The 25,773-nt window shown below is 29.1% G+C and carries 27 protein-coding genes, 1 tRNA gene, 2 rRNA genes and 2 riboswitches; all 30 genes read left to right on the forward strand.

The genetic code is table 11. The features are described 5' to 3' along the window. Positions 1-186: ribosomal RNA gene (locus ACRDDE_RS04000) — 23S ribosomal RNA — on the forward strand; the annotation flags it as partial. 53 nt (positions 187-239) lie between these two features. Next, positions 240-314 (forward strand) — tRNA-Thr (locus tag ACRDDE_RS04005). Positions 315-323: 9 nt separating this feature from the next. Beyond that, positions 324-440: ribosomal RNA gene (rrf, locus tag ACRDDE_RS04010) — 5S ribosomal RNA — on the forward strand. A gap of 110 nt (positions 441-550) precedes the next feature. Further along, positions 551-726: riboswitch (cobalamin riboswitch) on the forward strand. 106 nt (positions 727-832) lie between these two features. Beyond that, the gene (cobT, locus tag ACRDDE_RS04015) at positions 833-1,879 is read left to right on the forward strand and encodes a nicotinate-nucleotide--dimethylbenzimidazole phosphoribosyltransferase (protein WP_438625680.1); all 1,047 of its coding nucleotides are present in this window, start codon (positions 833-835) and stop codon (positions 1,877-1,879) included. Between the two features lie 13 nt (positions 1,880-1,892). Further along, the gene (gene cobU / locus ACRDDE_RS04020) at positions 1,893-2,453 is read left to right on the forward strand and encodes a bifunctional adenosylcobinamide kinase/adenosylcobinamide-phosphate guanylyltransferase (protein WP_257440438.1); all 561 of its coding nucleotides are present in this window, start codon (positions 1,893-1,895) and stop codon (positions 2,451-2,453) included. Positions 2,454-2,457: 4 nt separating this feature from the next. After that, positions 2,458-3,228 carry an adenosylcobinamide-GDP ribazoletransferase gene (gene cobS / locus ACRDDE_RS04025; RefSeq protein WP_438625682.1) on the forward strand — a complete coding sequence of 257 codons (771 nt, stop codon included), beginning with the start codon at positions 2,458-2,460 and terminating at the stop codon, positions 3,226-3,228. Between the two features lie 11 nt (positions 3,229-3,239). After that, on the forward strand, positions 3,240-3,845 hold the full coding sequence (locus ACRDDE_RS04030) for a histidine phosphatase family protein (protein WP_438625684.1): 606 nt from the start codon (positions 3,240-3,242) through the stop codon (positions 3,843-3,845). Positions 3,846-3,876: 31 nt separating this feature from the next. Next, positions 3,877-4,054, forward strand: a riboswitch (cobalamin riboswitch). A gap of 177 nt (positions 4,055-4,231) precedes the next feature. After that, positions 4,232-5,743, forward strand: a complete 1,512-nt coding sequence (locus ACRDDE_RS04035; protein ID WP_438625685.1) for a cobyric acid synthase — start codon at positions 4,232-4,234, stop codon at positions 5,741-5,743. A gap of 8 nt (positions 5,744-5,751) precedes the next feature. Then, positions 5,752-7,107, forward strand: a complete 1,356-nt coding sequence (locus tag ACRDDE_RS04040) for a cobyrinate a,c-diamide synthase (protein ID WP_438625687.1) — start codon at positions 5,752-5,754, stop codon at positions 7,105-7,107. Next, entirely contained in the window at positions 7,100-8,056 is a 957-nt protein-coding gene (cbiB, locus tag ACRDDE_RS04045) for an adenosylcobinamide-phosphate synthase CbiB (RefSeq protein WP_438625689.1), read from the forward strand. The genes ACRDDE_RS04040 and cbiB overlap by 8 nt, the downstream gene beginning before the upstream one ends. A gap of 17 nt (positions 8,057-8,073) precedes the next feature. Next, positions 8,074-9,144 carry a pyridoxal phosphate-dependent aminotransferase gene (locus tag ACRDDE_RS04050; RefSeq protein ID WP_438625691.1) on the forward strand — a complete coding sequence of 357 codons (1,071 nt, stop codon included), beginning with the start codon at positions 8,074-8,076 and terminating at the stop codon, positions 9,142-9,144. 1 nt (position 9,145) lies between these two features. Then, positions 9,146-10,018, forward strand: a complete 873-nt coding sequence (locus ACRDDE_RS04055; protein WP_438625693.1) for a GHMP family kinase ATP-binding protein — start codon at positions 9,146-9,148, stop codon at positions 10,016-10,018. A 2-nt stretch (positions 10,019-10,020) separates the two neighbouring features. Then, a complete protein-coding gene (locus ACRDDE_RS04060; protein ID WP_438625694.1) occupies positions 10,021-10,653 on the forward strand; it encodes a cobalt-precorrin-8 methylmutase in 633 nt (210 codons plus the stop codon). A 10-nt stretch (positions 10,654-10,663) separates the two neighbouring features. Beyond that, positions 10,664-11,791 (forward strand): cobalt-precorrin-5B (C(1))-methyltransferase CbiD, encoded by a 1,128-nt coding sequence (gene cbiD, locus ACRDDE_RS04065; RefSeq protein ID WP_438625696.1) that lies wholly within the window; start codon positions 10,664-10,666, stop codon positions 11,789-11,791. Beyond that, positions 11,784-12,392 carry a cobalt-precorrin-7 (C(5))-methyltransferase gene (locus tag ACRDDE_RS04070; protein WP_021431534.1) on the forward strand — a complete coding sequence of 203 codons (609 nt, stop codon included), beginning with the start codon at positions 11,784-11,786 and terminating at the stop codon, positions 12,390-12,392. Before cbiD ends, ACRDDE_RS04070 begins: the two co-directional genes overlap by 8 nt. Further along, positions 12,382-12,939 (forward strand): decarboxylating cobalt-precorrin-6B (C(15))-methyltransferase, encoded by a 558-nt coding sequence (locus ACRDDE_RS04075; RefSeq protein WP_438625698.1) that lies wholly within the window; start codon positions 12,382-12,384, stop codon positions 12,937-12,939. Before ACRDDE_RS04070 ends, ACRDDE_RS04075 begins: the two co-directional genes overlap by 11 nt. Before the next feature lie 4 nt (positions 12,940-12,943). Further along, a complete protein-coding gene (locus tag ACRDDE_RS04080) occupies positions 12,944-13,696 on the forward strand; it encodes a cobalt-precorrin-4 methyltransferase (protein ID WP_035119020.1) in 753 nt (250 codons plus the stop codon). Next, positions 13,680-14,747, forward strand: coding sequence for a cobalt-precorrin 5A hydrolase (gene cbiG, locus ACRDDE_RS04085; protein WP_438625700.1), 1,068 nt, complete (start codon positions 13,680-13,682; stop codon positions 14,745-14,747). Before ACRDDE_RS04080 ends, cbiG begins: the two co-directional genes overlap by 17 nt. After that, complete coding sequence (gene cobJ / locus ACRDDE_RS04090; protein ID WP_114542730.1) at positions 14,744-15,466, forward strand: precorrin-3B C(17)-methyltransferase; 723 nt, start codon at positions 14,744-14,746, stop codon at positions 15,464-15,466. Before cbiG ends, cobJ begins: the two co-directional genes overlap by 4 nt. Further along, positions 15,463-16,218 (forward strand): cobalt-precorrin-6A reductase, encoded by a 756-nt coding sequence (locus ACRDDE_RS04095; RefSeq protein WP_438625702.1) that lies wholly within the window; start codon positions 15,463-15,465, stop codon positions 16,216-16,218. The genes cobJ and ACRDDE_RS04095 overlap by 4 nt, the downstream gene beginning before the upstream one ends. Before the next feature lie 2 nt (positions 16,219-16,220). Continuing rightward, on the forward strand, positions 16,221-17,015 hold the full coding sequence (locus tag ACRDDE_RS04100; RefSeq protein ID WP_438625704.1) for a sirohydrochlorin cobaltochelatase: 795 nt from the start codon (positions 16,221-16,223) through the stop codon (positions 17,013-17,015). A 1-nt stretch (position 17,016) separates the two neighbouring features. Further along, complete coding sequence (locus tag ACRDDE_RS04105) at positions 17,017-17,727, forward strand: cobalt-factor II C(20)-methyltransferase (protein WP_114542728.1); 711 nt, start codon at positions 17,017-17,019, stop codon at positions 17,725-17,727. A gap of 14 nt (positions 17,728-17,741) precedes the next feature. Next, positions 17,742-18,977 carry a glutamyl-tRNA reductase gene (gene hemA, locus ACRDDE_RS04110; RefSeq protein WP_438625706.1) on the forward strand — a complete coding sequence of 412 codons (1,236 nt, stop codon included), beginning with the start codon at positions 17,742-17,744 and terminating at the stop codon, positions 18,975-18,977. A gap of 26 nt (positions 18,978-19,003) precedes the next feature. Then, a complete protein-coding gene (gene hemC / locus ACRDDE_RS04115; protein ID WP_438625708.1) occupies positions 19,004-19,909 on the forward strand; it encodes a hydroxymethylbilane synthase in 906 nt (301 codons plus the stop codon). Continuing rightward, a complete protein-coding gene (gene cobA, locus ACRDDE_RS04120) occupies positions 19,899-21,401 on the forward strand; it encodes a uroporphyrinogen-III C-methyltransferase (RefSeq protein ID WP_438625709.1) in 1,503 nt (500 codons plus the stop codon). Before hemC ends, cobA begins: the two co-directional genes overlap by 11 nt. 20 nt (positions 21,402-21,421) lie before the next feature. After that, positions 21,422-22,387, forward strand: a complete 966-nt coding sequence (gene hemB, locus ACRDDE_RS04125) for a porphobilinogen synthase (RefSeq protein WP_438625711.1) — start codon at positions 21,422-21,424, stop codon at positions 22,385-22,387. A gap of 5 nt (positions 22,388-22,392) precedes the next feature. Beyond that, positions 22,393-23,691: a glutamate-1-semialdehyde 2,1-aminomutase gene (gene hemL, locus ACRDDE_RS04130; RefSeq protein ID WP_021428147.1), complete on the forward strand. Its 1,299-nt coding sequence runs from the start codon at positions 22,393-22,395 to the stop codon at positions 23,689-23,691. 243 nt (positions 23,692-23,934) lie between these two features. Beyond that, entirely contained in the window at positions 23,935-24,288 is a 354-nt protein-coding gene (locus ACRDDE_RS04135; protein WP_438625713.1) for a carboxymuconolactone decarboxylase family protein, read from the forward strand. A gap of 134 nt (positions 24,289-24,422) precedes the next feature. Further along, positions 24,423-24,872, forward strand: coding sequence for a hypothetical protein (locus ACRDDE_RS04140; RefSeq protein ID WP_247012206.1), 450 nt, complete (start codon positions 24,423-24,425; stop codon positions 24,870-24,872). A gap of 38 nt (positions 24,873-24,910) precedes the next feature. Continuing rightward, positions 24,911-25,489, forward strand: a complete 579-nt coding sequence (locus ACRDDE_RS04145) for a precorrin-2 dehydrogenase/sirohydrochlorin ferrochelatase family protein (protein ID WP_438625715.1) — start codon at positions 24,911-24,913, stop codon at positions 25,487-25,489. The last annotated feature ends 284 nt before the right edge of the window (positions 25,490-25,773 follow it).

Consider the following 25,773-nt stretch of genomic DNA (forward strand, 5'->3'; position numbering starts at 1 on the left):
CATGGCTGGGTAGCTATGTACGGAATGGATAAGCGCTGAAAGCATCTAAGCGCGAAGCCAACTTCAAGATAAGATTTCCCACCGTAAGGGTAAGATCCCAGGAAGACTACCTGGTTGATAGGTCGGAGGTGTAAGTACAGCAATGTATGTAGCTTACCGATACTAATAGATCGAGGACTTGACCAAGATTATTTAATCTTACAAATGTTATTCAGTTTTCAAAGCATTAAAACTTAGTTGCTAGTGTGGCTCAACGGTAGAGCAGCTGACTTGTAATCAGCAGGTTGTAGGTTCGATTCCTATCACTAGCTCCATAAAGATTATGTGGTTATTATAGCAAAGAGGATACACCTGTTCCCATTCCGAACACAGAAGTTAAGCTCTTTAGCGCCGATGGTACTTGGTGGGAAGCTGCCTGGGAGAGTAGGACGTAGCCACGTAATCTTTTTTTATATTTATAATTAAAAAATAAAGGATTTATGTACACTAATGTAGAATTAGTTGTATGTGGGGAGATTTTTTATACATAATATCAATAAAACAAAATTAAATAACTTAAATATATATAGGTTCTTACATTTAAGATTAATAGGGAAAGAGGTGTAATCCCTCTACAGTCCCCGCTACTGTGATGCAGACGAACTCTATTTACCACTGTTAAAATTACGGGAAGGTTAGAGCAAGGAAGAAGCTAAGTCAGGAGACCTGCCTAGTATATTATATAACTAGGTTCTCGGGGTGAAGAATTTAAATCTTAAAATATTTTTATGACATATTTAAAGACTTAACTCTTGAGTTAAGTCTTTTTTTATTGTAATTTAAGGAGGTAGTCATGAAAACTTTAGAACAGACGATAAACAACATAAAACCATTAAGTGAATTACATATGAATGCAGCGAAAGATAGATTAGATAAATTAATTAAACCTGTGGGGAGCTTAGGAAAATTAGAAGATATATGTATACAAATAGCAGGAATAACTGAAAAAAAATATTTTGATACAGATAAAAAAATAGTGATTGCTTTTGCAGGAGATCATGGAGTATATGAAGAAGGTGTAGCACCAGACCCTCAGAAAATAACGAGACTTCAATTTCCAAACTTTACTAAAGGGGTATGTGGAGTAGGAGCTATATCTAAATTTGTAAATTCTGATGTTATTGCAATTGACTTAGGAATAAATACAGATGAAAAATTAGATGGAGTTATAGATTATAAGATTAGAAAAGGAACTTCTAATATGGCAAAAGGTCCGGCTATGACTAGGGAAGAAGCCATTAGATGTTTAGAAATAGGGATAAAAGTAGCAAGTGAGAGTATAGAAAAAGGATATAACCTTATAGGAATAGGAGAAATGGGAATTTGTAATACTACTCCAAGTAGCGCTATAGTTTCTGTTATAGCTGATTGTGATCCTATAGATGTTACAGGAATAGGAGCAGGACTTAAAAAAGATAGAGTAGCTCATAAAGCTAACACGATAAGAAAAGCAATTGAATTAAACAAACCAGATAAATTAGATGGAGTTGATATACTATCTAAAGTTGGAGGTTTTGAAATAGGGGGAATGGCAGGCGTGATTTTAGCTTGTGCTGCTAATAGGACTCCAATAGTTATTGATGGGTTTATATCATATGCAGCAGCTTTAATAGCATACACTATAAATCCTATGGTTAAAGAGTATATGATAGCGTCACATACATCAGCAGAAGCAGGGGCAGCTAAGGCTTTAGAAATATTAAAGTTAAATCCTATGCTTAATATGGATATGAGATTAGGTGAAGGAAGTGGTTCTGCATTAGCATTCAATATTATAGAAGCTGCAAATTATGCATATAAAAATATGGCAACAACTGATGAAGTAGACATAGGAAAATAAGAAGGTGAAATTTATGAGTAAGTTAATTTTAGTTACTGGTGGATCTAGATCTGGAAAAAGTAGTTTTGCAGAAAGTTTATGTATAAGTAGAGAAAATTCAACAGCATATATAGCAACTTCTACTCCTTTTGATGAGGAGATGAAAGATAGAGTTAAAAAACATAAAGAAAGTAGACCGAGTAATTGGGAAACTTATGAAATTTTTAAAGATATATATTCGATAATAGATAATTTAGGTAATAAACATCAAACTGTTATTTTGGATTGTGTAACACTATTAGTTAATAATTTAATATTTGACTATGGAATAGATTTTGATAAATGCACGCCAGAAGAAACTAATGAGATGGAAAAGTATATAAAACATCAAATTGAAATGTTAATAAATGAAATTAAAAAGACAGATTTATACTTTGTAATAGTAACAAATGAGTTAGGAATGAGCTTAGTACCTGATAATAAACTTTGTAGAGTATATTCTGATATAGTAGGTAGAATAAATCAGTATATAGCTAAATGTGCTGATGAAGTTTACTTTGTTGTTAGTGGGATACCTATGAAAATTAAGGAGTAGTAATATGAAAAGATTTATAGGAATATTACAGTTTTTAACTAGAATTCCAATTAGAGTCGATATAGGATTTGATGATGAATTTCATAAAACTATGTACTACTTTCCTTTAGTAGGATTTGTGCTTGGAATTTTATACTTTATAGTTGGACTAGTATCAAGTTTAGTATTTGATAGCTATATAACATCTGTAAATATAGTAATAGCAACTGTTGTATTAACAGGAGGATTACATTTAGATGGAGTAGGGGATACATTTGATGGAATATACAGCTACAGAGATAAAGAAAAAATATTAGAAATAATGAAAGACTCAAGATTGGGAACTAATGCAATGCTATCAGTATTGTTTTTGATTCTTATGAAACTTGGGTTGGTATATTCTATTGTAGAATCAGGAAATTTATATAACTTAATATTTATGCCTGTATTTGCAAGAATGGCTATTGTAATAGCTTCCTATAAAAGTGTAACACCAAGAAAAAATGGTATGGGGAATGTTTTTATAGGAAAGCCAACTTTAAATATGATTTTAATTGGGATAGCATATACAGCAATATTAGTAGCATTTATAGGTTCAATATTATTTAATTTAGATGAAATAAGTATAATTAAAGTAATAACATTTATACCAGTTATGATTATATTTACTAGATGTTTTGTTAAGTATATATATTCAAAAATAGATGGAATAACAGGAGACATACTTGGATGTACATCCGAACTTGTTGAGGTTGTATATTTAATATTTATATATTTGACATTTGGATTAAAATAAGAGGTGAGATTATGTCAAAGCTTATATTAGTAAGACATGCGACAACAAAGGATAATATAGATGGAAACTTATCTGGACATATAGATAGTGAATTAAGTGATTTGGGTAAACAACAAATACTTAAGCTAAATAAATTGTTAGAAAAAGAAAATATTGATTGTATATATACAACTACATCTACTAGAACTAAGAATACGATAAAGGATATAGCTAAATTAAAAAGCTTAGACATTGTTGAGAGTGAGAATCTTAGAGAAATTAGTTTTGGAGACTTTGAAGGAATGAACTTTGAATATATAAAAAGTAATTTTCGAGAAGAATTTGAAAAAATAATTAAAAATGGATTTGAATACAAATATCCAAATGGTGAAAGTTTAGTAGATTCTTATAACAGAGTTTGTAAAGAAATAAATCATATATTGGATTGTAATAAAAGTAAAACTATTTTGATATGTGCTCATGCAGGAACAATAAGAAATATCATTTCTTATTTAATTGGCAATACACATGAGTATCACTGGAATTTTAAAATAGATAATGCATCAGTTAGTATTATAGACATAGTAGATGGATTTTCTGTAATTCATACACTAAATAATACTTTATATTTAACATAAATACATAGGCAAACATATATAAAAACATCATAAAAATAGACATAAATTAGGTTCTTCATTAAAGATTAATAGGGAAAAAGGTTAGAATCCTTTGCAGCCCCCGCTACTGTAATGCTGACGAAACTATTAGACACCACTGTGATTTTACGGGAAGGAATAGGACTAGGATGAAGCTGAGTCAGGAGACCTGCCTAGTTTATGGAAATAAAGTCTTCGGGGTGAAGGATTTTAAAATTGGTTAAGTATATACTTTTTTAAGATCTATCCATTCTGGATAGGTCTTTTTTGCAATTAAGGAAATTACAGTTATTAGAAAGTGCAAGAAACTATAAATTTAGACTTATAGGTATTGCAAAACAATACAAATTGGAAAGGAAACTTTTATTATGAGTAAATCATTAATGTTTTTAGGAACAGCTTCTAATGTGGGTAAAAGTACTTTAGCCGCTGGATTATGTAGAATACTAAAACAAGATGGATATAGTGTAGCACCTTTTAAATCTCAAAATATGGCATTAAATTCATACATAACAAAAGATGGATTAGAAATGGGGAGAGCACAAGTTACTCAGGCTGAGGCAGCTGGAATTGAACCTGATGTTAGAATGAATCCAATTTTATTAAAACCATCAGGTAAAAATAGATGCCAGGTAATAGTAAATGGAAAGGTTCTTGATAACGTAAGTTCTAGTATATATCACGATTATAAAGAAGACCTAGCCTTAATGCTAAAACAAACTTATAAAGACTTAAGTGATGAGTACGATGTAATTGTTCTAGAAGGAGCAGGAAGTTGTGCAGAAATCAATTTAAAAGATAGAGATATTGCTAATATGGGAATGGCTGAAATTGCAGATGCACCTGTAGTATTAGTTGCTGATATAGATAGAGGGGGAGTGTTTGCATCTATAGCTGGAACAATGATTTTATTAGAAGAAAAAGAACGAGAAAGAGTTAAAGGTGTTATCATCAATAAATTTAGAGGAACTGTAGAACTTTTACAATCGGGAATCGATATGCTAGAAGATATTATAAAAGTTCCTGTCCTAGGAGTAGTTCCATATAGTGATTTAAACATAGAAGATGAAGACAGTGTAACAGATAGATTTAAAAAACAATTTAAAAAGAATGATGTGAATATAGAGATAATAAGAACACCGTACATGTCGAATTTTACAGATATGCATATGCTAGAGATACAAGAAGATGTAAGTATTAGATACATAGAAAAAGGGGAGTCTTTATCAGAATCAGATATGGTGATAATACCGGGGAGTAAAAATACAATAGAAGATTTAATTTATATAAGAGAAAGTGGATTAGATAAGCAAATAAAAGATTTACAAAAACAAGGAAAATTAATATTTGGAATTTGTGGAGGATATCAACTTTTAGGTAATAAATTATATGACCCGGAAGGTATAGAGGGATCTATAAAAGAGATTGATGGAATCGGACTTTTAGATATAGAAACTAAATTTGAAAAAGAAAAAGTTACAACTCAAGTTGAAGCTATTATAAATAAAGATTTAAATGGATACTTAAATTCATTAAGCGATATTAGTGTAAAGGGATATGAAATACATATGGGTGAAACGGATATAAAAGGAAAATCACTACTAACAATAACTAAAAAATTAGAAGATAATGTTTCATATCAAGAGGGATGTATAAATGAAGAAGGAAATGTAGTTGGAACGTACATTCACGGTATTTTTGATGATGCTAGTTTTACAAGAGAAATATTAAATTCAATAAGGAAGAATAAAGGATTAGAAGAAAATAAAAGTTCTATAACTTCATTTGAAGAATTTAAAAATAAAGAGTATGACAAGTTAGCAAAAATACTAAGAGAATGTTTAGATATGGAAAAAATATATGAGATTATAAATGGTTAGGTGATAATATGAAAAAAATATTGATAGCAGGAACAAATAGTGGAGTTGGAAAAACTACTATTTCACTGGGAATAATGCAAGCTCTAACTAAAAGAGGCTTAAAAGTGCAACCGTATAAAGTGGGACCAGATTATATAGACCCATCGTATCACACATTCATAACTGGGAGAGACTCAAGAAATTTAGATTCATATATGTTGGAAGATGAAAAAATTAAATATATAGTAAATGAAGCATCAGAGGAAGCTGATATATCGGTAATAGAAGGGGTTATGGGATTGTATGATGGATTTGGTATAGATTTAGATGCATGTACAAGTTCATATACTTCTAAATTATTAAAGGCTCCAGTTATATTAGTTATAAATGGAAAGGCTATGTCTTCTTCAGCAGCAGCTATGGTTCTTGGATATAAAGAATTAGATAAAAATGTAAATATAAAAGGTGTAGTAGTAAACAATGTAAAAACAAAAGGTCACTATGAACTTATAAAAGGAGCTATAGAGAAATATTGTAATACTGAAGTATTAGGTTATTTTCCACCTAATGAAAAATTTTCTTTAGAGTCTAGGCACTTAGGTTTAATTCCAAGTGTTGAAATGGAATCTTTAAAAGAAAAATTTAGTGATTTAGGAGATGAGATAGAAAAATACATAGATATAGATAGACTAATTGAAATTTCAGAAAGTGAATCAGTAAAAAGCAATTTTGATTTAAAAGATTTACCAAGGTTTGAAAATAAAAAAGTAGCTATAGCTTATGATAAAGCATTTAACTTTTATTATAAAGAAAATATAGAATTATTAGAGCATATGGGAGTTGAAATTGTGAAATTTAGTCCTCTTAACGATAAAAAGGTTCCTGAGGCTGATTGCATATACATTGGAGGTGGATTCCCAGAAATATTTGCAAAAGAGTTGCATTTAAATGAAAGTATGAGATTATCTATAAAAAAAGCACATGAAAGAAATATACCTATATATGCTGAATGCGGTGGGCTTATGTATTTAGGGGAAAAGCTGAAAGATTCAGATGAAAATATTTATAATATGGTAGGAATATTTAAAGGAACTAGCGAAATGACAAGTTCACTTAAAAGGTTTGGATACTGTGATGGGATAGCTAAGGAAGATACAATTCTTTCCAATGAAGGGGAGATTATAAAAGGACATGAATTTCATCACTCAGAATTTAAAAGTGATGAAAACTGTGCCTATAAAATGATTAAAAAAAGAGGCGATAAAATTGTAGATGAATGGGATGGAGGATATTCAAAAGGGAATACCTTAGCTACATATTTACATACTCATTTTTATAATAATTTAGATTCAATAATAAAATTTATAGGTGATAGAAATGAGTAAATTAATAATTTTAGTAATGGTTATAGCGTATCTACTGGATTTGATTATAGGAGATCCATATTCTTTTCCACATCCAGTTAGATTTATTGGAGACCTTATAAGGTTTACAGAAGGAAAAATAAGAAAAATTTTCAAATCAAAAAATCAATTAAAAATAGGGGGCTTCCTACTTTGGACTATAACAGTAGGATTTACAGCATTAGTAACAGGTTTAATTTTAAATTTACTTTGTATAAATAATATTTTTTATGTGATTATAGCATCAATAATATTATATACAACATTATCAACAAAGTGTTTAGCGGATGAAGCAAAAAAAATATATGAAGTTTTAAAAACTGGAGATATTGAAAAATCTAGAAAACAACTATCTTATATAGTTGGAAGAGATACAACCAGTTTAAGTGAAAATGAAATAATAAGAGCGACTGTTGAAACTGTAGCTGAAAATACAGTAGATGGAATAATTTCACCTATGATGTATGGCTTTATCGGAGGACCTGTTCTTGCAATGGCTTATAAAGCTATAAATACATTAGACTCAATGGTTGGATATAAAAATGAAAAGTATGGAGACATAGGATTTGCATCTGCAAAGATTGATGATATAGCAAACTTTATACCCGCTAGAATAACACCATTTTTCATGATGATAGCAAGTTTTATATTAGGATTTAATTCTAAAAAAAGTATCAAAATAGCTATGAGAGATAGAAAAAACCACAAAAGTCCAAATTGTGCATATGCAGAAGGTGCAGTAGCAGGTGCTCTAGAAGTACAACTAGGAGGAACAAACATGTACTTTGGAGAAAAGGTTTATAAACCTACTATAGGGGATAAAGATAGAGAGTTAGAAGCTGAAGATATATTAAGAACAAATAAAATAATGTATTTGACGTCATTTATAGCTTTAGTTATATTTTCAATAATTACTTATATAGTACTTTAAGATAGAGGGTGGAAATCATGAAAGACCTTGGACATGGAGCAAACGTAGAAGATATGTGTAGAGCTTATAAAAAAAATCCAAAAGATATTATAGATTTTAGTTCTAATATAAATCCATATTTAATACCAAATTTAGATAAATATATATTAGAAGGGCTAAGCGTATGCAATAAATATCCTGATATAAGCTATAAAAGCCTGAGAGAAAATATAGCTAGATATTTAAATGTAGATAGCTGTAATATAATACCAGGAAATGGAGCTACTGAAATAATATATCTGTTAATGAAAAGTATAGGTAAAAGGATAGCTATTTTGAACCCAACTTTCTCAGAATATGAGAGAAGCGCAAATTTAAGTGGGCTAGAAGTTTTAAATTTATATCTAAATAAGGATACCAATTTTGAACTTGATTTAAATTATATAAATGAAAACATAGATAAATTTGATAGTTTATTTATATGTAATCCATCAAATCCTATTGGAAAAACATATGATTTAAGTTCACTAGTAGAACTTCTAAAAAAGCACAATAAATTGCTTATAGTAGATGAAACTTTTATGGAATTTGCAGAACATGAAGAAAATTATAGTCTCATAAAACATATTAAAGAAAATGAAAATATTTTTATAATAAAGGCTATAACTAAGTTTTTTGGAATTCCAGGTATAAGGCTAGGGTATGGAGTTTGTAGTAATCAAAACATTTTAGATAAGATGTATGAAATTAAAGAACCATGGACTATAAACTCTTTTGCAGATATTATTTCAAATTATATATTTAAAGATGAAGAATATATCAAAAATAGCAAAGAATTTTTTATAAAAGAGAGAGCATATATTTTAAAAAAATTACGAGATATAAAAGCAATTAAGGTTTATGATACAAATACAAATTTTATCTTAATAAAATTGTTAAATACAACAGCAAGTAAATTAAAAGAAAAATTATTTCTAGAAGGAAACATACTCATTAGAGATGCATCTAATTTTAGAAATTTAGATGAAAGTTATATTAGGATAGCGATAAAAAGTCATTCAGAAAATAAAAAAATATTAAACCAATTAAATAAAATTCTAGGAGAATAGGATGAAATCATATGGAATATGCCCAGCATCTTGTGGAGAGTTTGTGCAAGGTATGATAAAAGAAAAAGAATACTTATCATCTTATGCAATTAATCGATTTTCTAAAGTGACATTAGAAGAAAAAATTAGTGATGTAAATAGAGGACCATTAAAAGCAAGAAAAGCTATGGAAGAGGTATTTAGATATTTTAATTTGCCTAAGAATGACTCAAAAAATATATCTATAGATATAAAAAGCGAGATACCTATAAGCAAAGGTATGGCAAGTTCTACTGCAGATATAGGCGCTACCATAAGAGCAACACTAAACCTTATAGGAAGAGATTTAAGTGAGTATGATATATCAAAGCTTGCAACAAAAATTGAACCTACAGATTCTATATATCTAAAAGAAAACACTATATTTAATCCGTTAGATGCAAGTGTTGTAAAAAAATTGGGATGTTTCAATACTGGAAAAGTATTGATATTAGAGCCCAATGATAAATTAAGCACTAAGCACATAAGAAAAAAGGAAAATTACACAAAACTTAAAAGACAAAATAAGTACATAATTGAATATGCCTTTAAGCTACTGGAACAAGGAATAAAGAATAATGATTTAAATTTAATAGGACAAGCATGCAATATAAGTAGTGTTGCAAATGAAAATATTCATAAGAAAAAATACTTAAGTGAAATAATGGATATTTCAAAAGAGTATGGGGCTTGTGGCGTTAATATAGCTCATAGTGGGACAGTTATAGGTATATTGCTTGAATGTGATATGGATGAAAGTAAAATAGTAGAAAAAATAGTAGAGAAGAAAATAGATAAAAAATACAAAAAAATATACACAGCAAATATAATAGCTGGGGGACTTAGGAGTGAATAACTATGGAATACATTAAAAATCCTATGATGATAGAGACTAAGAGTTTTGAAATAATTCAAGGCATAATTGATGAGATACGACCTGAATACGAATTTAAAAATGAGCTAGAAGAAAAAATAATAAAAAGAGCTATACATACAACTGCTGACTTCGAGTATTTAGATATATTAAAAATATCTGAAGATGTAGTGGAAAGTATTATAAGTGCTTTGAAAGAAAATGCAACTATATACACTGATACTAACATGGCTTTAAGTGGCATAAATAAAAAAAGATTAGATGCATTAGGTTGTACGTACAAATGTTTTGTAAGTGATGAAAAAGTAGCGGATTTTGCAAAACAAAAAGGTATAACAAGATCTATGGCAGCGGTGGAAGTTGCAGCAAAAGAAGAAGGTAAAAAAATATTTGTACTTGGAAATGCACCAACTGCTTTATATAAAGTTATAGAAATGCATAATTCAAAAGAATTGAATGTTGAAGCTGTAGTGGGAGTACCTGTAGGATTTGTAGGAGCAGCTGAATCTAAAGATGAGTTAGAAAAAACAGATATTCCTTACATAATATCAAAAGGTAGAAAAGGTGGAAGCAACTTAGCAGCAGCAATAATAAATGCAATACTATACTCTATGTAAGGACGATATTATGGAAGAATATGTTTATATAGATGGAAAAAAATACAAACGAGGATATACTACTGGATCATGTGCAGCAGGTGCAGCTAAAGCTGCAACATATATGATTTTAACTAAGGAAACATTAGAAACTGTAAATATAGATACCCCCAAGGGAATTCCATTAAATTTAAAAGTAGAGAATGTAGATATAAACAATGTTTTTGCACAATGCTCGATTCAAAAAGATGGAGGCGATGATATAGATGCAACTCATAAAATGCATATATATGCTAAAGCTGAACTTATTGATTCGAATGAAATAATAATAGATGGTGGAATTGGGATTGGAAGGGTAACTAAAAAAGGCTTAGGAATAGAAATTGGAAAAGCTGCAATAAATAAAACGCCTATATCCATGATACAAAGTGAAGTTAGAAAAGTAATAGGAGATACAAAGGGAGTTAAAATAACTATATTTGCCCCAGAGGGAGAAACTATTGCGAAAAAAACTTTTAATCCAAGACTTGGAATTGTAGGAGGTATATCTATAATAGGAACAACGGGTATAGTTGAGCCAATGAGTGATGAAGGATGGAAAAAATCTTTATCAATAGAACTAGAGATGAAAAAAGCTCAGGGAATGGATAAAGTTATTTTGGTACCAGGTAACCATGGAGAAATGTTTATAAAAGAAAGCTTAGGTATTGATTCAAAGTATATAGTTAGGACCAGTAATTTTATTGGATATATGTTGAAAGAAGCTCAACGTATTGGATTTAAAAAAATTCTAATGGCTGGACATTTAGGCAAATATGTAAAGATAGCTGGCGGAATATTTAATACACATAGCAAAGTTGCAGATGCTAGAAATGAAATTTTAATAGCAAATTTAGCTTTAATGAATGCGCCTTTTGAATTGATAAATAAGGTAAATGAATGTTTAACAACAGAAGAATTTATAGAAATATTAGAAGATGATAAGTATAAAAAATATAAAGAAATTTATAACATACTTTCTGAAAAATGTAAAAAAAGAATTGATATATATATGAATGATGATGAAATAGATATTGAGGTAATGATTTTTTCTATGGAGAAAAAACTGTTAGGAGAGTCGAAAAAAGCTGGCGATTTAAAGGAGGTATTTTATGATTAATATTATAGGGCTAGGGCCTGGTAACATAGGATACTGCACTAAATTAGGAGAAAAGTTAATATATAACTCAGAGATATTGATAGGTGGAAAAAGAAATTTAGATAGTGTAAACGATTTTGAAGGAACTAAGATTGAACTAGGGAGTAACTTGAAAGAAATTGTAGATTATCTAAAAGCAAATAAGGATAAAAATATATCTATTATAGCATCAGGAGATCCATCTATATATGGTATAGGAAAGTACTTATCTAAAAATATAGATAATAAAAATTTAAATATTGTGTCGGGTATAAGTTCTATGCAATATATATTTTCAAGGATACATACTGATATGAATGATTTATATATAACTAGTAGTCATGGAAAAATTCCTAACTTTGACTATATATTACAACATAAAAAAGTATGTATGGTAACTGATAATAAAATAGGTCCAAATGAAATCGCTAAAGAAATACTACAAAGGAATTTAAAAAAGATTATGGTTGTAGGTGAAAATTTATCATATGAAAATGAAAGAATTACTACAGCACCTCCAGAGGAAATTTTAAAGATAGAAAAATTTGATATGAATGTAGTGGTGATACTCGATGAAAAATAGTGAATTTATAACAGGAAATGTCCCAATAACAAAGGAAGAAGTAAGAGCAATTTCTATAAACAAGCTTGATTTAAAAAATAAGCATACATTTTTAGATATTGGGGCAGGAACAGGGAGTGTAAGTGTAGAGGTAGCTTATAACTACCCAAATATTGATGTAATATCCATAGAATGTAAAGATAAAGCTATTGAATTAATAAATCAAAATATAGAGAAATTTAATCTAAATAATGTAGAAGTTATAAAAGGATATGCACCTATAGATATAGGTAAAAAAGTAGATTCAATATTTATTGGAGGCAGCGGACCTAACTTAAATGAAATTTTAAACTGGGCTAAAGAAAATCTAAATGAAAAAGGAATTTTAGTAGCTAACTTCATAATAATTGATACTTTTTATAAAACTTTAAATATGTTAAAAGAATTAGGTTTTGAAGATATAGAAGCTACTATGCTAAATGTAGCAAAATTAGAACCGCTAGGAAAAGGTGAGTATTTCAAACCTTTAAATCCAATATATATAATATCTTGTAAAAAGGGAGAGTAAGATTATGAATAAAGTACATTTTGTAGGAGCAGGACCAGGAGATAAGGATTTAATAACATTAAAAGGATACAAGTTATTAAGTGAAGCTGATGTAGTTATATATGCAGGATCATTAGTAAATCCAGCTTTACTAGAATATTGTAAAGAAGGTTGTGAAATTCATAATAGTGCATCAATGGATTTAAATCAAATAATAAATGTTATGAAAGATGGAATACAAAGTAATAAAAAGGTAGTAAGACTTCAAACTGGAGATTTTTCAATATATGGTTCTATAAGAGAGCAAGTTGAAGAATTAGCAAACTTAGAAATAGAGTATGATTGTACACCTGGAGTTAGTTCTTTCTTAGGAGCGGCATCTGCACTAGGAGTAGAGTATACTGTTCCAGAAATATCTCAAAGTGTAGTTATTACAAGAATGGAAGGAAGAACTCCGGTTCCAGAAAAAGAGAGTATAGAATCTTTTGCTAAGCACCAAACATCGATGGCTATATTTTTATCAGTTCATGATATAGAAAAAGTAGTAGAGAGATTACATGAAGGAGGATATCCAATGGATACACCTATAGCTGTTGTTTATAAAGCTACTTGGCCAGAAGAAAAAATTGTAAAAGGAACTTTAGAAACTATAGCACAAAAAGTTAAAGAAAATGAAATAAGTAAAACAGCATTAATATTAGTAGGTAAATTCTTAGGTGAAGAATATAAAAACTCTAAGTTATATGACAAGGATTTTAAACATGAATATAGAAAGTAAAATTGCTTTTATATGTGTTACAAAAAATGCTATGAATTTAGCTATTAATGTAAGAAATATTATGGAAGATGGAGATGTGTATATAACAGAAAAGCTTTTATATAATTTAGATAAAAATACACAATCATTAAATGTTATAGAAGGTAAGCTATCCGATTTTATGCCAAAACTTTTTAGAAATTATGAAGTTTTAATATTTATAATGGCTACAGGTATAGTAGTGAGGTCTATAGCAAATGAAATAAAAAGTAAATTTGATGACCCAGCAATACTAGTAATAGATGAGAAAGGTAAAAATGTAATAAGTTTACTTAGTGGTCATATGGGTGGAGCAAATGAAATGACAAACTATATAAGCAGCCTTATAGGAGCAAATCCAGTTATAACTACAGCCACCGATATAAATGGAAAAACTTCATTAGATATGATAGCTAAAAAATTAAATGCACATATAGATAATTTTAGAGAAAATGTAAAAGAAGTTAATTCATTATTAGTAAATGATGGAAGCGTTGGAGTCTTTATAGATGGAGATTATAACGTTGATACTAGAGGATTAATAACCATTAAAAATATTAATGGATTCCATAGGCATGATAAATTAGATAAAATTATTTATATAACTAATAAAAGTGCAACGGAAATTGAAGATGAACGAATTATAAAGGTTGTTCCTAGAGATATTGTAATAGGAATGGGATGTAGAAGAGATACAGCTTATGATGATATAAAGACTGCATTAGAAGATTTATTAAATAAATTTAATTTAGATAAAAAATCTATAGCAAAAATCGGAAGCGTAGAAGTTAAGAAAGATGAAAAAGGAATTATTGAATTAGCTAAGCAATTAAATATACCTTTTGAAATTATTACTATAGAAGAAATTAAAGAGATTGAACATAAATTTCAGAAATCAGATTTTGTAAAAAAGAGCATAGGTGTTTACTGTGTAGCGGAACCAGTAGCCTATATATTAAGCAATAAAAACCTTATAGTTGAAAAACATAAATATAAGGGAATAACTTTTTCGATAGGGAGATTGAGCGTATGATTTATGTAATAGGTATAGGACCTGGAAGTAAAGATATGATGACTGTTGAAGCTATAGAAGCTATGAAAAACAGTGATGTTGTAGTTGGATACAAAACGTATATAAATTTAGTTACTGAATTTATTAAAGATAAAGAAGTAGTACAAAATGGAATGAGACAAGAAATAGATAGATGTAAACAAGCAGTAGAAATTGCTAAACAAGGAAAAAATGTTGCTGTAATAAGTAGTGGAGATGCAGGAATATATGGTATGGCAGGGTTAATATTAGAATTAACAACACAAGAAGAAGATATAAAAGTAAAGGTTGTTCCAGGAGTGACTGCTAGTATAGGTGCAGCAGCAATATTAGGAGCACCGATAATGCATGATTTTTGCCATATAAGTTTAAGTGACTTATTAACTCCTTGGGAAGTTATAGAAAAAAGGTTAAGATTAGCTGCAGAAGCTGATTTTGTAATTTGTCTATATAATCCAAGAAGTAAAGGAAGAAGTGAACATTTAAATAAAGCATTTAAAATAATGAGTGAATTTAAAGATGGAAAAACTCCAGTTGGAATTGTAAAAGATGTAGGAAGAGAAAAAGAAGAAAAATTTGTATGCACATTTGAAACTATGGATTTTGAAAGAGTTGATATGACTACTATGGTTATTATAGGGAACAAATCTACTTTTATACATGAAGACTTAATGATAACGCCTAGAGGTTATAATATATGATTTTAGTTTTAGGAGGAACATCTGATAGCATAAAAGTTTGTAATCTACTAAATAGTCTAAAAAAAGATTATATAGTTTCTGTAACTACTAACTATGGAGCTGACTTAGCTAGTAAATATGCTGAAAATATAGTAATTAAGAGAATGGATAGAGACTATATGACTAAGTTTATGAAAGATAACAAAATAAGTTTAGTGATAGATTCAACGCATCCATATGCAATAGAAGTATCAAAAAATGCTATCGAAGTTTCAGATTTTTTAGGAATAAAATATTTGAGATATGAAAGAAAATCTCTTTTAGATAATTTAAATTATGAAAAAGTAGTAGAAGTAAAAAGTGTTGAAGAGGCTTATCAAAAAGCAAATGAACTAGGTAGTAATATATTTTTAGGAACGGGAAGTAAAACTATAGGCGAGTTCGTAAAAAATCTTAAAAATAAAAATATAGTAGCAAGAGTTTTACCAACAAGTGATGTAATTAAGATGTGTGAAGAAGTAGGGTTGAATGCAGATAATATAATAGCTATGAAGGGACCTTTTAGTGAAGCTATAAACGAGCAAATGTATAAACACTACGATATAGACTTAGTTATAACAAAAGAAAGTGGTATAGAAGGTGGATTTTTAGAAAAAGTGAATGCAGCTAAGAATTTAAATATACCTGTAGTAGTTATAGTAAGAGAAAAGATTGATTATAGGACAGTAGTTAATGAAATAGAAAATATAACGAATTTCATAGTGGAGGATTAAAAGTGAAAAAAGCAATTTTAGTTGTTAGTTTTGGGACAAGTTACAAAGAAACAAGAGAAAAAACTATAGAGGTATGTGAACGCAAGATAAAAGAAGCGTTTAAAGAATATGATTTTTTTAGAGCGTTTACATCAAATATGATAATAAGAAAATTAAAAAATAGAGATAAAATACACATAGAAAATCCAATAGAAGCACTGGATAGATTATATGCTGAGGGATATGAAGAAGTAATAGTTCAAACTTTACACATAATTTGTGGTGAGGAATATACAAAGTTAAAAAAACAAATAAGTGAATATGATGATAAGTTTGAAAAAATAACATTAGGAAGACCACTTTTAAGTCAAATTGACGATTATAAGGAAACAGTAGAAGCTTTAAAGTTACAAATACCAAAATTAGAAGAAGATGAAGCTATTGTTCTTATGGGACATGGAACTGAACATGAAGCTCATAGTGCTTACCCAGCATTAGATTATATGCTAAAACAAGAAAACATTAAAGCATATGTTGGGACTGTTGAAGGGTACCCTGAAATAGATGAAGTTATAGTAAATCTTAAAAAAGATAAAGTTTCAAAAGTAAGATTAATGCCTTTTATGTTGGTTGCAGGAGATCATGCAATAAATGATATGGCCGGAGATGAAGATGACTCTTGGAATTCAATATTAATAAAAAATGGATTTAAAACAGAAATACACTTAAAGGGATTAGGAGAAAATGAAGCAATTCAAAATAAATTTGTAAAGCATGCATTAGATTGTGTAGAGGCTTTAAATGGGGGAGGAAATTAAAATGGCTAAGTTTTATGGAATCGGAACAGGACCTGGAGATAGTGAATTAGTTACAGTAAAAGCAGTAAATACAATGAAAAAATTAGATATATTATACACACCAGAGTCAAAGAGAGAAGGAAGCAGTTTAGCATTAAGCATAGTAGAACAGTATTTGCCAGAACAGCTTAAAATCAAGCAAAGACATTTTCCTATGAATTTTAATGATGGTGAAAAAATAATTGCTTGGAATAGAGTAGCGGATGAAATTGTAGAAGATGTTAAAAATGGCAAAAATGTTGGGTTTGTAACTTTAGGTGATCCTATGATATATAGCACATATGTATATATCATGGAAAGACTTATAGACAAAATTGATGTTGAGACTATACCTGGTATTTCATCATTTTCAAATATTGCATCAAATCAAAATTTCCCGTTAGTCATGGATAAAGAGCCATTAATAATAGTACCATGCACTATAGATGAAGAAAAGATAGATTACGCTTTAGAAAACTACAGTTCAATAGTTTTAATGAAAGTGTATAAAAACTTTAAAAATATAGTTGATAAGTTAGAAAAGAACAATTTATTAGAATATTCTATATTAGTTAGTAATTCATCTCAAGAAAATGAAGTGGTGTATAATGATTTAAAAGAGATTGATTTAGAAAATAAAATATCTTATTTTTCCACGATTTTAGTAAACAAGGAGAATACTAAGGTAGGATAAATCTGGAGGATTTTATGGATTTTGCAGTAGTGGGAGTTAATCACAATAATACTCCTATAAACATAAGAGAAATTGTATCTTTTACAGATACACAAAAAATTGAAGGTATAAATTTTTTACTAGACAATGGAATAGAAGAAGCTATTATATTATCTACATGCAATAGAAGTGAAGTATATATATACTCAAATAATATTTTAGATAAGGTAGAAGTTGTAAAAAACTTCTACCAAGACTTTTTCGATGTAGAAAATATAGAAAAATTTTTATTTAATAAAACTGGAAAAGAAGCCATTAAGCATGTATTTAATGTTTCAGCAGGTCTAGATTCACTAGTTTTAGGTGAAGATCAAATTTTAGGACAAGTTAAAGATGCACATGATTTTGCAAGACAATTAGGTTCAAGTAAAAAAGTATTTAATAAATTATTTAGAGAAGCTGTAACAGTTTCAAAAGATATAAAAACCACAACAAAGATTTCACATCAACCATTATCTATAAGTTATATTGGAATTAAATGTTTAAAAGAAAAGATGGGATCTTTAGAAAATAAAAATGCTTTAGTAATTGGACTTGGAAAAATGAGTAAGTTAGCGATGAAACACTTAGAAGAAGAGCAACTAAACAATATATACGTAACTAATAGAAGTTATGAAAAATTAAAAAACATACAAGATGAATATAAAAATTTAATTCCTATTAAGTATGAAGATAGATATGAAGTCATGGACAAAGTAGATATAGTTATTAGTGCTACGGCATCTCCTCATACAGTTTTAAAGAAGGATGAAATGCCGAAAACTTCAAAAAAGTTAATAATGATGGATATTGCTCTACCAAGAGATATAGATAAAAACTTAAATGAATTTGAAAATATTGAAGTTTATGATATTGACGATTTAAAAAAAATAAGTGAAGCAAATGACAAAAAAAGAAGAGAATTAGCATCTATTGGAGAATTAATTATTGATGAAAAGATAGAAGAATTTAATGAATGGTTAGATACTATAAAAATAGATCCAACAATACAATCTTTAAATGATAAATGTTCAGATATTAGAGAGGATACATTAGATTATATCTATAGAAAACTTGATTTAAATTGCAGAGAGAAAAAAATAATAGATAAGATGTTAACTTCTGCACTTAAAAGACTTGTAAGAGAACCAATAATAAATTTAAAGCAAATAAAAGATAGTGGAAAGCAAGAGGAATATATAAAAATAGTAGAAGAGCTGTTTGACTTATAATAAATATGGGCAAAAGGAGATTAGGTATGAAAGTTATAGTAGGAAGCAGAGGTAGCAACTTAGCTCTTACTCAAACTAATTGGGTTATAAATGAATTGAAAAAATTTCATCCGAATATAGAGTTTGAAGTTAAGATAATAAAAACTAAGGGAGACTTAATTCAAAATGTATCTCTAGATAAAATAGGCGATAAGGGCTTATTTGTTAAAGAAATAGAACAACAGTTATTAGATAAGTCAATCGATATAGCTGTTCACAGTATGAAAGATATGCCTTCGAGCTTACCTGAAGGATTAAAATTTGCAGGAGTACCTAAGAGAGAAGATATAAGGGATGTCCTAATTTTAAAAGAAGGATACAAATCTTTAGATGATTTGCCTAAAGGAGCTAAAATAGGTAGCGGAAGCAAGAGAAGAAAATATCAGCTTTTAAATCATAGACCAGACTTAGAAATAGTTCCTATAAGAGGAAATATAGAGACAAGAATGAGAAAGATTGAAGGTGAAAATCTTTGTGGTGTAATACTTGCAGCAGCAGGGCTTATAAGAGCAGGTCTAGAAGAAAAAATTACTTGTTACTTAGATGAAGATATAGTTATACCAGCTCCAGCTCAAGGAGCATTAGGAATAGAAATAAGAAAAGGAGACTCAAGCATAGAAGATATATTAAGTTGTATAGCAGACAAGACTTCTGAGATACAAGTTGAAGCAGAAAGAGGATTCTTAGATGGAATAAATGGAAGCTGTCATATTCCAGTTGGAGCACACTGTAAAGTAGATGGTGATGACATAGTATTAACTGGATTATATGGAGATGAAGAAGGTAATAAAATTATAACGAAAACTATAAATGGTAAAGTGTCTCAAGCTAGAGAAGTAGGAATTGAGCTAGCCAAATTAATTTCGAAGGAGTTTAAGTCTTATGAAAGGTAAAGTATATTTAGTTGGAGCAGGCCCTGGCGATTATAAACTTATGACATTAAAAGGAATGGATTGTATAAAAAACTCTGATGTAATAGTTTATGATAGGTTGGCAAATGAAAAATACTTAAAAGAAGCAAATGAAAATTGCGAGTTTATATATGTAGGGAAAGCATCTAGCAACCATGCTTTACCGCAAGATAAAATCAATGAAGTTATAACAAATAAAGCTAAAGAAGGTAAAACTGTAACTAGACTAAAAGGTGGAGACCCATATGTATTTGGTAGAGGTGGAGAAGAAGCTGAATTCCTTTTAGATAATGGAATTGAATTTGAAGTAGTTCCAGGGATAACATCTGCAATAGGAGGTCTTTGTTATGCAGGTATACCTATAACTCACAGAGATTATGCATCTTCTTTTCATGTTATAACAGGTCATTTAAAAGATGATGAAAATGATGAACTTAATTGGAATGCATTAGCTAATAATGAAGGAACATTAGTATTTTTAATGGGAATTTCCAATCTAAAAAAGATAAGTAACAAATTAATCAAAGAAGGAAAGTCAAAAGATACTCCTGTAGCGCTTATAAGTTGGGCTACTAGATATAATCAAAGAGTAGTTACTGGAAGCCTAGAAAATATATATGATGTAGCTATGAAAGAAGGAGTTAAACCTCCAACTCTTATTGTTGTAGGTGAGGTGGTAAGCCTAAGAGAAAAACTAAACTTCTTTGAGAAAAAACCTCTATTTGGAAAAAATATTTTAGTAACTAGAGCTAGAAATCAAAGCAGTAGTTTAGTTGCTAAGATAATGGATTTAGGAGGTAATCCAATTGAAATACCGACAATAAGAATAGAAAAAGTAGATGACAACAAAGAGTTAGAAAATGAAATAAATAATATTTCTAATTATAATTACTTAATTTTAACTAGTCAAAATGGAGTTAATATATTCTTTGATAAACTGGCTGAAATGAATTTAGATTTAAGAAAGTTAGCTAATATAAAAATATGCGCTATTGGACCGGCTACAGCTAAAGAACTAAAACATAGAGGGATAATAGCAGATATAGTGCCTGAAAAATTCGTAGCAGAAGCTATGTATGAGGAATTAAAAAATAAACTAAACAGTAATGATAGCATTTTAATACCAAGAGGTGCGAATTCAAGAGACTTTTTAGTAGATAAATTAAGTGAAATATGTACAGTAAAAGAAGTACATACTTATAAAACTGAAATAGAAGATAAGTATAAAGAAGAAATAATAGCTTTGTTAAATGAAAATAATGTAGATTATATTACATTTACAAGTTCGTCTACAGTTTCTAATTTTATTGATATAATAGGCGTAGACAATATAGATAAACTAAAAAATACTAAGGTAATATCTATAGGACCTATAACTAGCAATACAGCTAAAGAGTTAGGACTAAAGGTTTATAAAGAGCCGACTAACTATACTATAAATGATTTAATAAATTGTATTATAGAAGACAAATAATTAATTAGGGGGAAATTACAATGTTAAGAAGACCAAGAAGATTAAGAAACAGTGCTGCAATAAGAGATTTAGTGAGAGAAACAGTATTAAATGTAAATGATTTAATATATCCTTTATTTGTAGTAGAAGGAGAAAACATAAAAGAAGAAATACCATCTTTACCAGAAGTATATCATTTTTCTGTAGATAAATTAGAAGAAGAAATAAAAGAGATAAAAGACTTAGGAATTCAACATGTTATATTATTTGGGATACCAGATGAAAAAGATCCTTTTGGAAAAGAAGCATACAATGATAATGGAATAGTTCAAAAGGCTATAAGAAAAATAAAAGAAATAGATCCTGATATGTGTGTAACTACAGATGTTTGTATGTGCCAATACACTAGTCATGGTCATTGCGGTATATTAACTGAAAAAGGATATGTAGACAATGACCAAACTTTAGAATATTTAACTAAAATAGCTGTAAGTCATGCAAAAGCTGGAGCTGATATGGTAGCTCCATCTGATATGATGGATGGAAGAATACAAGCTATGAGAGAAGGTTTAGATGCACAAGGGTTCGAAACTGTAGCTATAATGTCATATAGTGTTAAATATGCATCTAGTTTCTATGGACCATTTAGAGATGCAGCAGGATCAGCTCCATCATTTGGAGATAGAAAAACTTATCAAATGGATCCAGCTAATTCAAATGAAGCATTAATAGAAGCTGAACTTGATGTATTAGAAGGCGCAGATATGTTAATGGTTAAGCCAGCATTATCATACTTAGATGTAATAAGAAGAGTTAAAGATAACTTTGATTTACCATTAGTAGCATACAATGTAAGTGGAGAATACTCTATGTTAAAACTTGCAGTTAAAGAAGGGTTATTAAATGAATCAGCTATATATGAGGCTGTTATGTCTATAAAGAGAGCTGGGGCAGATATAATAATAACTTACTTTGCAAAAGATATAGCTAAATTAATTAGGGGGTAACACCAATGAGAAAAAATGAAAAGTCACTAAAAATATATGAAGAAGCAACTAAGTACATCCCAGGTGGCGTAAACAGCCCAGTTAGAGCATTTAAATCAGTAGGATTAGACCCTGTTTTTATAGATAGAGCAGAAGGATGTAAAATATATGATGTAGATGGAAATGAATATATAGATTACATATGTTCATGGGGACCACTTATGTTAGGTCACAGCCCAAAAGAAATAGTAGATGGAATTGAAGAAATTGTAAAAAAAGGTACAAGTTATGGGGTTCCAACAGCTATAGAAGTTGATATGGCTAAGCTTATAGTTGAAGCTTATCCTGCAATAGACCAAGTTCGTATGGTAAACTCTGGAACAGAAGCTACTATGAGTGCGTTAAGAGTAGCAAGAGCTTATACTAATAGAAATAAAATATTAAAGTTTGAAGGATGTTATCATGGACATTCAGATGCACTTTTAGTTAAATCTGGGTCAGGAACTATAACATATGGAGTACCAACAAGTCCTGGAGTACCAGAGGATGTTGTAAAAGATACTTTAGTAACTAGATATAATGATATAGAAGCTACTAAAGCTATGTTTGAAGAGCATGGTAATGAAATAGCTGCTGTTATACTAGAGACTGTAGCAGGAAATATGGGAGTTGTTCCAGGTAAAAAAGAATTTATACAATTTTTAAGAGATATAACTAAAGAATACGGAACTGTTTTAATTTTTGATGAAGTTATAACTGGATTTAGATTAGCTTACAACAGTTCAGTTGGATATTATGGAATAGAACCTGATATGGCATGCTTCGGGAAAATAATAGGAGCTGGACTTCCTGTAGGGGCATATGGTGGTAAAAAAGAAATTATGGATATGGTTTCTCCTGTAGGACCTGTATATCAAGCGGGTACTTTATCAGGGAACCCATTAGCTATGTACATGGGTAAAAAGAACTTAGAAATATTAAGAGATAGACCAGAAGTTTATAGTGAATTAGAAAGAAAAGCGATAAAACTAGAAGAAGGTTTAAGATCAAATGTTGAAAAACTTGGATTAAATTACACTGTAAATAGAGCTGGATCTTTAGTTTGCTTATTCTTTGCAGAAGGACCAATAAACAACTATGATGATGTTACTAAGTGTAATGTACCTATGTTTAATAAATACTTCGAGGAGCTATTAAATAGAGGCATTTTACTTGCTCCTACTCAATTTGAGGCAATGTTCTTATCTAATGCTCACACAGATGAGATAATAGATGAAACTATAAAAGCTAGTTATGAAGCTTTAAAGGCTGCTCATAACTTATAATCAAAAGTGTTGAATAGAAATTTTCTATTCAACACTTTTTTTAATTTATAGACTTTTATAACTTCATAGCAATATTGTTTACACACATAGTTAAGTTTATAGTTTTTTTCTATATGTCTAATAAATAAAAATAGGAGTAAAAATGTATATCCTTTACATGTTATATTTTAAAATAGTATAATTTACAAATAAAGTTAGTATACTAACTATTTTTAAGGGCTTATAACATAAGGGGGATTTAACATGAAAAAAGACGTAAGAGGAATATTAAATTCATTTAAAGAAGGATTAGGGGCTATAAGTGAAACAAACCAAGAAAATGTAGAAGCATTTATGGGGCTTTTAAACTCTGGTTATAAAGAAGGAGCTTTAACTACTAAAACAAAAGAGCTTATAAGTGTAGCGATAGGTATATATAATCGTTGCGAGTATTGTATAGTTTGTCATACATATGCAGCATTAGAGCTTGGAGCTACAAGAGAAGAAATAATGGAAGCAGCTATGGTTGCAGTTGGATTTGGAGGAGGACCTTCTATGGCGTATAGTGCTACTTTACTAAAAGATTGTATAGATGAGTTTGAAAAAAATTTTATTTAATATAAATATATTAATATAATAAATAGTTATTAGTTAGGAGTATTTCTACAATAAAAATAGAGGTACTCCTTTTTGATTATAGAAATAAATATATTAAAGTTATTTATTTTTATAATTAAAAAGGAGAAGTATTTATGGAATTAAAGAAAGATTTAGTAGAACAATATTTGAATAAGTGGCAAGATATTCTTAGAATTAGAGATTGGGATATTAAAATTGAGTTAGTTGATAAAGAATGGAGAAAAAGTGGAGATATAAAGATAGATAGAGATGTAAAACAAGCTGTTCTGATGATAAATAATTTCAACAGAAAACATACTAATTTAGAAGCTTTAGTAATTCACGAGCTCATACATCTTAAATTATGGGGTATGGATCAAATGATAGAATCGCTAGTTTATAGTGTTTTTGGAAAAGATGAAAGTGATCCTAAATTTGAATTTGCATATACTCAATTTATGCAAGAACTAGAGAGTACGGTTGAAGACTTAACTAAAGCGTACGTATATACAGGGGCAGAAGATAAAGAAATATCGTTTGGAAGAGTTCAAAAAGAGGTAGAAAAAGAATTAGGTGGTATATAATAGTAATAGACATCAAAAGAATAGAAAGGAATTATAAAATGAACTATCCTATTATGGTGAACTTAGATTGTAAAGAGATAACAATTATCGGAGGTGGGAAAATAGCTTATAGGAAAGCAAAGAACTTTATTGATTTTGGATATAAGGTTAAGGTTATATCTTTAGACTTTGATGAAAGATTTAAAGATATAGAAAACAAAACTGAATTAATAAGAGATGAATATAAAGAAGAATATATAGAAAATAGTTTTATTGTTGTTGCAGCTACTAATAATAGAGATATAAATAAGTCTATAGGCATGTATTGTGCTGAAAAAAATAAACTTGTAAATGTAGTAGATGATCTAACATTATCTAGCTATATAGTGCCAGCTACCATTAAAAGAGGAGATCTTATTATAGGAGTATCCACTTCAGGAAAAAGTCCATCATTAGCATCGAAGATAAAAAAAGATTTAGAAAGAGTTTATGATGATAGTTATGAAGAATATATACAATTACTAGGTGAGTTAAGAGATGAAATTCTGAAAAAATATGATGATCCAGTTAAAAAAAAGCAATTACTAAATGAAATTATAAATTTAAACATGGAAGAATTAAAAAAGTATATAGTTTAAAAATGTTGAAATTTGAGGGAAGAAGAGATAATTTCATATAAAATAAATAAAAACATAGAAAAAAGTTTTTAAAAAGTATTGACGTTATTTTCAAATGATGGTAAAGTATTACTTGTCCTTAAGAAACGGACGAAACACAAAAGAAAAAATGAACTTTGAAAATTAAACAGTAGGTTAATTATAAAAATTCTTTTTTAAAGAATTAAACACAAACAACCAAGCCAGATATTCAGATAATGATTAGCTGAGCGATGGACAACTTTTTAAATTATATTTGAGAGTTT

This window comes from Paraclostridium sp. (genome assembly GCF_051656405.1).
Taxonomy (GTDB): domain Bacteria; phylum Bacillota; class Clostridia; order Peptostreptococcales; family Peptostreptococcaceae; genus Paraclostridium.

Coding starts and splice junctions, on each gene's coding strand:
- hemA (WP_438625706.1), top strand. CDS start 17,742: ATGGATTTTGCAGTAGTGGGAGTTAATCACAATAATACTCCTATAAAC.
- cobT (WP_438625680.1), top strand. CDS start 833: ATGAAAACTTTAGAACAGACGATAAACAACATAAAACCATTAAGTGAA.
- ACRDDE_RS04135 (WP_438625713.1), top strand. CDS start 23,935: ATGAAAAAAGACGTAAGAGGAATATTAAATTCATTTAAAGAAGGATTA.
- ACRDDE_RS04080 (WP_035119020.1), top strand. CDS start 12,944: ATGAATAAAGTACATTTTGTAGGAGCAGGACCAGGAGATAAGGATTTA.
- ACRDDE_RS04030 (WP_438625684.1), top strand. CDS start 3,240: ATGTCAAAGCTTATATTAGTAAGACATGCGACAACAAAGGATAATATA.
- hemB (WP_438625711.1), top strand. CDS start 21,422: ATGTTAAGAAGACCAAGAAGATTAAGAAACAGTGCTGCAATAAGAGAT.
- ACRDDE_RS04105 (WP_114542728.1), top strand. CDS start 17,017: ATGGCTAAGTTTTATGGAATCGGAACAGGACCTGGAGATAGTGAATTA.
- ACRDDE_RS04055 (WP_438625693.1), top strand. CDS start 9,146: ATGAAATCATATGGAATATGCCCAGCATCTTGTGGAGAGTTTGTGCAA.
- ACRDDE_RS04070 (WP_021431534.1), top strand. CDS start 11,784: ATGATTAATATTATAGGGCTAGGGCCTGGTAACATAGGATACTGCACT.
- ACRDDE_RS04095 (WP_438625702.1), top strand. CDS start 15,463: ATGATTTTAGTTTTAGGAGGAACATCTGATAGCATAAAAGTTTGTAAT.
- cobU (WP_257440438.1), top strand. CDS start 1,893: ATGAGTAAGTTAATTTTAGTTACTGGTGGATCTAGATCTGGAAAAAGT.
- ACRDDE_RS04040 (WP_438625687.1), top strand. CDS start 5,752: ATGAAAAAAATATTGATAGCAGGAACAAATAGTGGAGTTGGAAAAACT.
- cbiD (WP_438625696.1), top strand. CDS start 10,664: ATGGAAGAATATGTTTATATAGATGGAAAAAAATACAAACGAGGATAT.
- ACRDDE_RS04050 (WP_438625691.1), top strand. CDS start 8,074: ATGAAAGACCTTGGACATGGAGCAAACGTAGAAGATATGTGTAGAGCT.
- cobA (WP_438625709.1), top strand. CDS start 19,899: ATGAAAGGTAAAGTATATTTAGTTGGAGCAGGCCCTGGCGATTATAAA.
- hemL (WP_021428147.1), top strand. CDS start 22,393: ATGAGAAAAAATGAAAAGTCACTAAAAATATATGAAGAAGCAACTAAG.
- cbiG (WP_438625700.1), top strand. CDS start 13,680: ATGAATATAGAAAGTAAAATTGCTTTTATATGTGTTACAAAAAATGCT.
- ACRDDE_RS04075 (WP_438625698.1), top strand. CDS start 12,382: ATGAAAAATAGTGAATTTATAACAGGAAATGTCCCAATAACAAAGGAA.
- ACRDDE_RS04035 (WP_438625685.1), top strand. CDS start 4,232: ATGAGTAAATCATTAATGTTTTTAGGAACAGCTTCTAATGTGGGTAAA.
- hemC (WP_438625708.1), top strand. CDS start 19,004: ATGAAAGTTATAGTAGGAAGCAGAGGTAGCAACTTAGCTCTTACTCAA.
- ACRDDE_RS04060 (WP_438625694.1), top strand. CDS start 10,021: ATGGAATACATTAAAAATCCTATGATGATAGAGACTAAGAGTTTTGAA.
- ACRDDE_RS04145 (WP_438625715.1), top strand. CDS start 24,911: ATGAACTATCCTATTATGGTGAACTTAGATTGTAAAGAGATAACAATT.
- cobS (WP_438625682.1), top strand. CDS start 2,458: ATGAAAAGATTTATAGGAATATTACAGTTTTTAACTAGAATTCCAATT.
- ACRDDE_RS04140 (WP_247012206.1), top strand. CDS start 24,423: ATGGAATTAAAGAAAGATTTAGTAGAACAATATTTGAATAAGTGGCAA.
- cobJ (WP_114542730.1), top strand. CDS start 14,744: ATGATTTATGTAATAGGTATAGGACCTGGAAGTAAAGATATGATGACT.
- cbiB (WP_438625689.1), top strand. CDS start 7,100: ATGAGTAAATTAATAATTTTAGTAATGGTTATAGCGTATCTACTGGAT.